This is a genomic window from Algoriphagus aquaeductus (assembly GCF_003253485.1).
GTDB lineage: Bacteria > Bacteroidota > Bacteroidia > Cytophagales > Cyclobacteriaceae > Algoriphagus > Algoriphagus aquaeductus.
In genome coordinates this window covers 1-9437 of sequence record NZ_QKTX01000032.1, presented here as the reverse complement: position 1 = coordinate 9437, position 9437 = coordinate 1, and the positions used below count along the sequence as shown (strand labels likewise).

The window sequence follows — 9437 nt, the reverse complement described above, 5'->3', positions numbered from 1 at the left end:
ATGACAACACTAATTTAGTTATTCAGCCTAAGGAAAGGAAGCCTAGGCTTCCTTTCCTTAAACCTTTAGTGTTGCATTTATAACTTGAATCTGGGTCTTTTCATTCCTTCGGGGAAATCCCCGGATGGTGACAGAGCGCAATTGGCAAAGGCTATGCCAAAATAAAATTTAAGCCATTTTAGAAAAAAGCAAATAAAAAACGGAGGTCTTCGCTACCTCCGTGTTCTACTTAGTTTTGAGCCGGTACAAAATCATCGGCAAGATTCTCAAAGAAGATCTTCCCGGATAATCTCAACAGCTCAATTTCCTGTTCCTTGATGTTATAGATCGAGGTGATGAGTCTGTTTTCAGCAGAAAGCAGGTTTACCTGAGCATCTCTAAACTCCAAATAGGAGGCGATCCCCAAACGGAATCTTTCAAGTGCAATCGAAGAGTTTTCCCTTGCTACTTGATAATTTTTTTCTTCGATCAAGAGCAGTTGACGGTTTTTCTGGTAGGTATTGAATGCCCTCTGAATATCCGACTGGAGTTGGATTTGAAATTGGTCCAAGGAATATTCCTGAATTTTTTGTTGAACCTTGGCATTTTGAATCCTTCTGTTCAGCGTAAGTCCATTGAATAGGTTGACCGTGATATTCCCGCCATAGTTAAACCCTTGTCTTTGGTTTTGGATCAAAAATCCGGCATCCGAATTCAGGGTATTGTTTAAATAGGATGCATTGAGATTGAGGGAAGGAAGTCGAGTCGCCTGAAGCTCTTTCATTTGAAGAAAGGCCACATTCTTTTGTCTTTGAGCAATCAAAAGTTGCTTATTTTCCAAGAATGCATTTTCAAGAAGAAACTCCAACTGAAGGGGTTCGGAAATAATGATGGTATCACTGACTGCATAGTCGTAATCGGGACCAACAGCCATCAGCTCGTTCAAATTGACCCGGGCATTGAGTATTATCTCTTCCTGGGTCAACAATAAACTGGAGTCTCCATTGTAATCCACTTGAGCAGAGAGAAAGTCTCTTTTTCCGGCCCCACCCAACTCATACTGAGCCTGCGCGATGTCGACTCGGGCTTTGCTCAACCTCAGGGTCTGCTTCAAAACCTGATAGCGTTGCAATTCAAGGATTAGGCGATAATAGGCAGTGGAAATTCCTGCTACGGTATTCTCTACCGCCACTTTAGCCTCCAATTCACTGATTTCAGACAACTGCCCCAATCTCCTCATGACAATCATGGATTCGGGCCGAAATCCATAAATCCCCACTATACTGAAATTTTCATTTCTGGTTTTGGCATCGTCAATCTGTCGTGGGGCCGGGTCATTGATGAATTTCTGCTCGACATCTTCTGTACTGAATGACCGAAGGTAGGTCGCATCTACCTGAGGCATAAACAAGTCACCTACCCCAATCTTTCGGTCTCCTTCCCTCAAGGCGACGTTTTGAACAGCAATTTTTATCTGGAGGTTATTTTCCAATCCAATTTGCAGGGCTTTTTCAAGGTCAAGAGAACCTTGTGCCCAGACATTCCAAGTGGGGATTTGAACGCACAAAAAGAGCGCAAAAACTAATTTCTTCATCAAATTCTGGCTAATCTTCCTTTTTTAGAAGTCAAGTAGGTATAAATGGCCGGGATAATAAACAGGGTAAGCACAGTGGCAAATGCCAACCCGCCAATGACAGCAGCTCCCATAGGCACTCTGCTTTCTGCACCCGCTCCCAAAGCCAGTGCAATAGGCAAAATCCCAAGAATCGTAGACAAACTTGTCATCAAAATAGGGCGGAAACGAGCTACAGCGGCACCGTAAATGGCCTCATCCACATCCATTCCCTGAGCTTTCCGCTGATTGGCAAATTCCACAATCAAAATCCCGTTTTTAGTCACCAAGCCGATCAGCATGATGATGCCGATCTGACTGAATATATTCAGGGTGAAATCGAATATCCAGAGTGTGCCCAATGCCCCGAATATCGCCAAAGGAACCGTAAACATGATCGTGAGGGGATCGGCGAAGCTTTCAAACTGAGCAGAAAGCACCAGATATATCAGGATCAAGGCGAAAATGAAGGCGAAAAGCAAACTGTTGGAACTCTCTCTAAATTCTTTTGAAGGACCGGAAACATCCGTGGAGAAGGACTCATCCAATACTTCTGCGGCGATTTTATCCATCTCATCCAAACCTGCACCGATTGTGTATCCCTCCGCCAGGTTTGCTGAAACCGTGGCACTTACAAATCGATTGAATCGATACAATTGAGGAGGCGTACTTTTTTCAACCACTTTGACTAGGTTGTCCAACTGCACCAATTGACCATTATCCCCTCTTACATAGAGCATTCTTAGGTTGATTGGCTCATTTCGATCTTCAAGTCTCATTTCACCTATTACCTGATACTGCTTTCCTCCTTGAATAAAATAGGCGAACCGCTGTCCTGAATAAGACAATTGCAGCGTTCGGGCGATTTCCTGCACCGAGACCCCCATATTTCTGGCTCTTTCCCGGTCGATTTCGATCTCCAATTCAGGTTTGGTAAACTTCAGGTTGATGTCTGTGAATATGAATGCCGGATTTTGGGATGCTTTTTCCAAGAAAGGAGGAATCACTTCCTTAAGCTTTTCCAAAGTAGGAGCTTGAATCACATATTGAACCGGCAATCCTCCCCGTCTGTCACCAATGGAAACCGGCTGTTGGGCAAAAGCCCTGACCGCGGTAATATCTCTGAGTTTAGCATTGATTCCGTTAAAAATCTCCTGCTGTGAACGAGTTCGCTGAGAAGCATCGGTCAGGAATAGTCTCACAAATCCCGAGTTGGTATTTGCTGTCCCAAATCCAGGTGAGGTAATACTGATGACGCCCGTTCTTTCAGTGGAAGGAATATCCTCCATCAGTTGATTTGCCACACTGTTGATCACATTATCCATGTAGGTAAATGTAGCCCCTTCGGGTCCTGTCATATTGATTCTGAGCTCTGAGCGATCCTCAATAGGCACCAACTCACTAGGAATGTTGGAAACAAACCAGTAAATCCCAAAGGCCATCAATCCGATAATCGGGAAAGCTATCCATCTGATTTTCATGAATTGGCTCAATGCCGAGTCATAGAGGTCATTCAACCACACAAAGAAAGGCTCGGTCAGGTTATAGAAGGCATTTTGTTTTTCCCTGTGCTTCAACATTTTGGCACTGAGCATCGGGGTCATCGTCAAGGCCACAAAAGAAGAAATGATCACCGAACCTGCCACTACAATTCCAAACTCCCGGAATAACCTACCAGTCGTCCCGGTAAGAAAAATTACAGGCAGAAATACTGCCGCCAAAGCTACTGTGGTAGCGATTACCGCAAAGAAAATCTCCTCTGCCCCTTTTGCTGCTGCTTCTAGCGGTTTTTCCCCCTTCTCTATTCGGGCATAGATATTTTCCAACACCACAATGGCATCATCCACTACCAGACCAATGGACAATACAATCCCCAGAAGGGTGAGAACATTGATGGAGAAGTCCATCAGGTACATGATGAAAAACACCCCAATCAGGGAAATTGGAATGGTCACTACGGGGATAAAGGTGGTCCTCCAATCTCTCAGGAACAAGAAAATGATGGCCACGACCAGAACAAAGGCGGTGATGATGGTTTCCTGTACTTCCTTGATCGAACTTCGGATATAGGTAGTACCATCAAATCCGATTTCTACTCCCACATCCTCCGGAAGGTCTTTGTTGATAAATTCCAACCTTCTGTAAAATTCATCTGCAATATCAATGTTATTGGACCCTGGAAGAGGAACCAAGACCACGGCTACCATTGGGACCCCATCTCTACGCAGTAAAGTCTTTTCATTCAAGGCAGAGAGCTCGGCTGTACCGATGTCCTGAAATCTGACAATGTTACTTTGGCTCTCCTTAATGATCAGGCTATTGAATTCCTGAGGTGTGCTCAATCGGCTTTTGGTACGTACAGAAAGCTCAATGCTTTGGCCTTCTATCCGACCTGATGGGAGCTCCACATTTTCACTCTGTACTTTGTTCAAGACATCCATTGGAGTAATCCCATAAGACGCCATTTTGAGTGGGTCCATCCGAAGTCGAATGGCATATTGCTTTTCCCCCCAGATTTGAACTCTACTTACTCCGGGAATTGTCTGAAGTCTCTCTTTAAAAACATTGTTGGCAATTTCGGAAAGCTCAAGCAAGCTTCTTTTCTCACTTTTTACATTGACTCCAACGATGGGTTGGGAGTCTGAATCAGCTTTAGAAACCACGGGCGGATCTGCATCCGGAGGCAGGTTACGCTGGGCGCCCGATACCTTGTCCCGAACATCATTGGCGGCTGCTTCCAAGTCTGCTCCTACTTCAAATTCCACCGTAATGTTGCTTCTCCCGTCTGAACTGGTAGAAGTCAAGGACTTGATGCCTTGAATCCCATTGATTTGCTCTTCCAGTGGCTCAGTGATTTGAGCCAAGATCACATCGGCATTGGCACCAACGTAGGAAGTACTGACGTTGATTACCGGCGGATCAACAGCCGGATATTCACGGACACCCAACAGTGATATCCCGATCCCGCCAAAGAGCAGAATTACAAGGGACATCACAATGGCCAATACTGGCCGGTTAATACTTAAACTGGAAAGACTGGACATGATTAATTCACTTGATTAGGTTGGATCGGCATTCCCTGCCTTACTTGCATCACACCTGTAGTAAGTACCATGTCACCTTCATTCAATCCTGACAAAATTTGGACATGAGTGTCTGTTCTGGTACCAATTTCAATCATCCGCTGCTCTGCCTTTCCATCTGCTCCGACTACAAAAACTTTGTAACCAGACAATTCAGGAATGACAGATTCTGCCGGAACCATCAACGCATCTTCTTTAACTTCCAATACAAATCTGATTTTCACGAACATTCCCGGGAGAAACTTCCCGCCCTTATTGGGACTTTCTGCTCTCAGCTTGATCGTACGCGTAGCCGCGTCAATCTGAGGTTCGAAGGCATACACTCTACCCTGAACTTCCTCAGCAGAAGACTCGCTACTGAAAAAAATCGGTGCTCCTACGGACACTTGGGAGGAATATCGCTCGGGAATAGAAAATTCGATTTTAATCGGATCAATATTCACAATACTCACAATCACATTGGCAGAGTTGATCACCGAACCCTCCGAAATTTGCCTCAACCCGAGAATCCCATTGAATGGGGCCCTTATGACTGTTTTTTGGAGTTGTGCCTCAACCAATTTAATGTCGGATAATGCGGTATTAAATTGATTCAACACAATGTCGTATTCTTCCTGAGAAATCGCTTCTCTTGCCAAAAGCTGCTTTTGGCGATTTTCTTGGGTCTCAAATAATTTTTGAGTGTATTGAAGACGTTGAAATTGAGCCTGTAATTCATCATCATTCAGATAAACCAAAGGTGTACCTTTGGTAACGTATTGACCTTCTTTGAAATTAATTCTTCTCACCAAACCCGAAATTTCCGGCTTCAAATCCACGGCTTCATTGGGAAGAATAGTCCCTGAAACCTGAAGCTGATTACTGAGGGCTTCTTTTTGAAGCTTGACTACAGATACCGGCAAGGGCTGACCTCCCCCTCCACCCGGTCCCCCACTCGAAGGTCCGGAAGAAGTAGATCCCCCACTGCCTCCTTGATTTCCAAATCTTGGATACAAAAAGGAAACTGCGATTATCAGAAGGATTCCTATGACAAGAATTACTTTAGTCTGCTTTTTCATCTGTTTATAATTTGTTTTTTATCTGCCAGATGGAATCTCGCTTGGTCTATAATCATCCCTTTGTGTGTCGCTTAGCGTCATGCTCGATTTCATGTGTGAATAATTGATTTTTCTATGGTCACATAGCCCGTCCCGATCTTAAATCGGGAGAATCTCGCATGGCTTATAGCCATCTCAGTTTGTTTCGCTTGGTTCATGCTCGATTTCATCTAGAGAAATAGGTCGGATTAATTTTGGTTTTTTAGAAAGGTTAAAGAGAGTTGATTGAATTGTTCGGGTTGCTCGACATTGACCACATGCCCACATTTTTTCAAAATTTGCAGAACAGCATTTTTATGCTCCTTGACCAGATTTTTAACGGGTTCCAAAAACATCACATCCTGGTCACCCATGACATACAAGGTGGGGATTCCCAAATCCTTTTCCTTGAAATATTTCAACAGCGGATTGATGTCTTTGGTCAGCTTAAACCAGCGAATAAATTCTTTTTGGCAAAGCTTCTGTGCTTCTGCTATGAAAAGATTTCTGGATTCGGCGTGCTGCTTTCTGGGCATGATTATGAATGCAAACAGCCGGTAGAGCCACATGTATGGAATAAAGCGCTTAAAGGCATTGCCTAGAAACACCAAAATTCTGCTTTGGGTAGTCAGCCTCGTGACAGCACCGGCCATGACCAAGGATTTGACTCTATTCGGCTCCATTTCTGCCAGCTGACGGGCCAAAATAGTACCTAAAGAGACACCCATGAAATGTGCGGGAGGAAGATTCAAATGATCCAAGACCTCAATGACGTCCTCTGTGACAGCCTCAAACGTATACTCTTGCTTCCAAATAGCCTGAGGCAGATCAATGGATTTGCCATGGCCTCGTAAGTCAATCAGCAAAAGATTGAAATCTTTTTGAAAATCGCGGAGTTGCTTATGCCAAACCGCAGAACTTCCCCCCGCGCCATGGATAAATACGATCCATTCGCCGCTGTTTGGATGTAAAAATTGCTTGTAGTATAACATAGGTGGAAAACCAAACCGGGAAGTCAAAGGTTGCCTAAATTCAAATTTAAAACAGCTTTTTCATGCTTTTTTAGGAAAACATACTGAAGGCAAATTCCTGCCACCAAAGGAAAATTAAAGGGATGCTAATGTCTCAGTTTGACTCAATAAAAGTTTTTGGGTTTAAACCGGTACGAAAATAGAAAAAATAACTAGGGGAAAATTGGAAGCCTTTTTTCCCTCAAACCTAGCTTTCGAGATCAAAAAAACTTGAATTTTACAGAATTCAAAAAGTACATTCTGATAATTTGCTTCTCAGCCAGCGGATCATGCACAAACCATCTTCTCCCGCTATTGGGACAGGAATATAAAACCTCGCCCCATAATGATACATGATCACCCCCAAGCCGCTTGTCTCTCGCCCTACATTCTTGCACTTCGCAAGATTAGCCCACTGAGCTAATCCTTAACGCTGAGTCCTCATTGTATTAGATGCGGATTTGCTCCCACCCTTCAAACTGGCCCCTTACTAAATAAGTCCACAGGATTGATTTTTAACGCTCGGTCCTCACCATATTGTTAAACTAGACCGATAGCTATCGGGGTCTCAAAAACTCCAATCTCCAAACTGTCTCCCTGCTGCACTTCCTGACTACGGGAGGGACCCAAAATCCGGCCTCGATCCGAATTGAATTAGGTAAAAAAAATATAGACCTAAGTGAACTTCAATTCGGATGGTCCACCTCTCCAAAGAGGGTAAATTTTACCTGCGATAATTGAACGAGGGTAAAAAATCGCAAAAATTACCCTTGTTGATTCTACGGGTTTAAACTTTCGTCACCTTTAGACGCAGTATTTATCACGATATCTCCTCCCCCCTCAACTCTCATTTTCCCAGCACCTATGAAGTCCCAGTAGGCACAGGGAAGAATTTGTTTGTATAGAAAGACAGATCAAGCGTCAGAAAAAGCTTTTGTCAAGCCTTTTAGCGAGAGCCCGGATTGCAGGGAAGGAATTCTACCTTAGTCCTAATTAATCTCCTTCCACACCCAGAAGGGGAAGCAATTTTGAAAATGCTTAAATACTATTTTACTACTCTGAAAGAGAAAAAAGGTCTAGCCCACCCCTCGCTACTTGTAAAATCAAAATTACTTGCCGTATGTTGATTAATTAAATGACTATTGATTTCTATACCGGAGTTAACCAAAAAGTAAGATGGACCAACCCCTGCTATAATTGTTTTATATCCTTTTGGAGGGTTAATAAGTTTGGCTGTACCAGATATTGAGGTAGTGCTAAATGAAAGATTATAGATACCAGAATCTAAAACAACAAATTTACTGGTTAACCGATATGCAGAATCCTTATTGATAAGGGTTAATTTACAACCAGCGGCGCTAAAGGGATTTATATCCCCTTCCACATTAATTATTTTCACTTTTCTTACGGCACCAGGTTGTTCGGCTAAATCTTTTGATTTTTCACTCAATTCCCGAATACTTAAAAAAGGATCGAAATCAAAGTTTTCAAATAGGTATTGAACGGAATTTTCCCGATCAGCCATGATCTCAGGGATTAAAATTTCAATTTTCAACGTATCTCCAATCTCAAAATTCTCCTTGGCTGGGGAAATTGTAACAGGAAAATTAAATTCTTTGGACAAATACAATGTGTCATCCTCACCACATGAAAATAATACGAAAGGAAGGAAGACAATTAGCCTCACATTTCGCCAAAAAGCAAATTTAGTAATCTTAATATCCATAACTCTGTATTAATTGATTAACTTGTAAGGATTGTAAATTGTTGTTTCTGCCCAATAAGTCTGTTTTGAATTGCGAAACAGATAACACCCCACCATTTAGACTTTCGAAGATCATATTTGGTGTATAAAGATTAGCATTATCAACCACTCCTGTAAATCCAGGTTCCCCAGTATCCGTAAGATCGTAATACAATCCACGCGGAATCCAATAATTTGATTGTGAAGTATCAGACGGTTTTTGATTTTCAAGATTCAAAATGAAATTGTCTTTTAGATTTTGGGCATTAGAATTCCCAGTAAAACTACCATAATACATACTCCCATAAAGTCCTCCCACATATGCTCCCCATGCTTCGGCCACTGCTATTCTCCCACTTCCGATTGAGTTTTTAGATCCATATCCACCGTTTGAAACGATATAGGAAATATAATCAGTCCAGTACCCATTCCCAACGAGAGTATGGTGGGTAGCATGACCCATTTCATGATAAATAGTTTCAATTATTGAAGCTGCAAACTGAGTTTGGGAGTTACTTGATCCGTATCTTAAAGTGATATCGGGGACAAGATTTTGCATTATTTGTTTAGCAGCAACACCGAGAGGGCCTGTAACACCGGCCAGATAAAAATCTAAGCCTAGAGAAACTATAGATGTATTAAATATAGTACGAAGCATTGGTGCAGAGGCAGTTTGGGTAATTCGTGAGGAAATCCAAACATTTAATGCTTCCGATGTATAATTAATTCCAAGTTGGCTATTTTTTAAACCTGCATCTCGGATTGTATTCCAAGTATGTGCGGCAACCCACTGAGTAGCTGCATTAGTATTGGGATTTGAATTGTATTGAAATGTGTACCCAGATTCAAGTTATAAATGCAACACTAAAGGTTTAAGGAAAGGAAGCCTAGGCTTCCTTTCCTTAGGCTGAATAACTAAATTAGTGTTGTCAT

Annotated in this window: 6 protein-coding genes; all 6 read right to left on the bottom strand. The window is 42.6% G+C overall.

The genetic code is table 11. The features are described from left to right. Nucleotides 1-229 precede the first annotated feature (229 nt). Entirely contained in the window at nucleotides 230-1573 is a 1344-nt protein-coding gene (locus CLV31_RS21555; RefSeq protein ID WP_111395162.1) for a TolC family protein, read from the bottom strand. Next, nucleotides 1573-4635 (bottom strand): efflux RND transporter permease subunit, encoded by a 3063-nt coding sequence (locus CLV31_RS21550; RefSeq protein WP_111395161.1) that lies wholly within the window; start codon nucleotides 4633-4635, stop codon nucleotides 1573-1575. Before CLV31_RS21550 ends, CLV31_RS21555 begins: the two co-directional genes overlap by 1 nt. A gap of 2 nt (nucleotides 4636-4637) precedes the next feature. Continuing rightward, entirely contained in the window at nucleotides 4638-5732 is a 1095-nt protein-coding gene (locus CLV31_RS21545; protein WP_111395160.1) for an efflux RND transporter periplasmic adaptor subunit, read from the bottom strand. Nucleotides 5733-5959: 227 nt separating this feature from the next. Then, the gene (locus CLV31_RS21540) at nucleotides 5960-6742 is read right to left on the bottom strand and encodes an alpha/beta fold hydrolase (protein ID WP_111395159.1); all 783 of its coding nucleotides are present in this window, start codon (nucleotides 6740-6742) and stop codon (nucleotides 5960-5962) included. 1063 nt (nucleotides 6743-7805) lie between these two features. Continuing rightward, a complete protein-coding gene (locus tag CLV31_RS21535) occupies nucleotides 7806-8486 on the bottom strand; it encodes a hypothetical protein (protein WP_111395158.1) in 681 nt (226 codons plus the stop codon). Then, a complete protein-coding gene (locus tag CLV31_RS21530; protein ID WP_111395157.1) occupies nucleotides 8476-9162 on the bottom strand; it encodes a hypothetical protein in 687 nt (228 codons plus the stop codon). Before CLV31_RS21530 ends, CLV31_RS21535 begins: the two co-directional genes overlap by 11 nt. Between the last annotated feature and the right edge of the window lie 275 nt (nucleotides 9163-9437).

Excerpts from the sequence above, each read along its gene's own strand:
- CLV31_RS21550 (WP_111395161.1), bottom strand. The coding sequence starts at position 4,635 with ATGTCCAGTCTTTCCAGTTTAAGTATTAACCGGCCAGTATTGGCCATT.
- CLV31_RS21540 (WP_111395159.1), bottom strand. The coding sequence starts at position 6,742 with ATGTTATACTACAAGCAATTTTTACATCCAAACAGCGGCGAATGGATC.
- CLV31_RS21545 (WP_111395160.1), bottom strand. The coding sequence starts at position 5,732 with ATGAAAAAGCAGACTAAAGTAATTCTTGTCATAGGAATCCTTCTGATA.
- CLV31_RS21530 (WP_111395157.1), bottom strand. The coding sequence starts at position 9,162 with ATGCTTCGTACTATATTTAATACATCTATAGTTTCTCTAGGCTTAGAT.
- CLV31_RS21555 (WP_111395162.1), bottom strand. The coding sequence starts at position 1,573 with ATGAAGAAATTAGTTTTTGCGCTCTTTTTGTGCGTTCAAATCCCCACT.
- CLV31_RS21535 (WP_111395158.1), bottom strand. The coding sequence starts at position 8,486 with ATGGATATTAAGATTACTAAATTTGCTTTTTGGCGAAATGTGAGGCTA.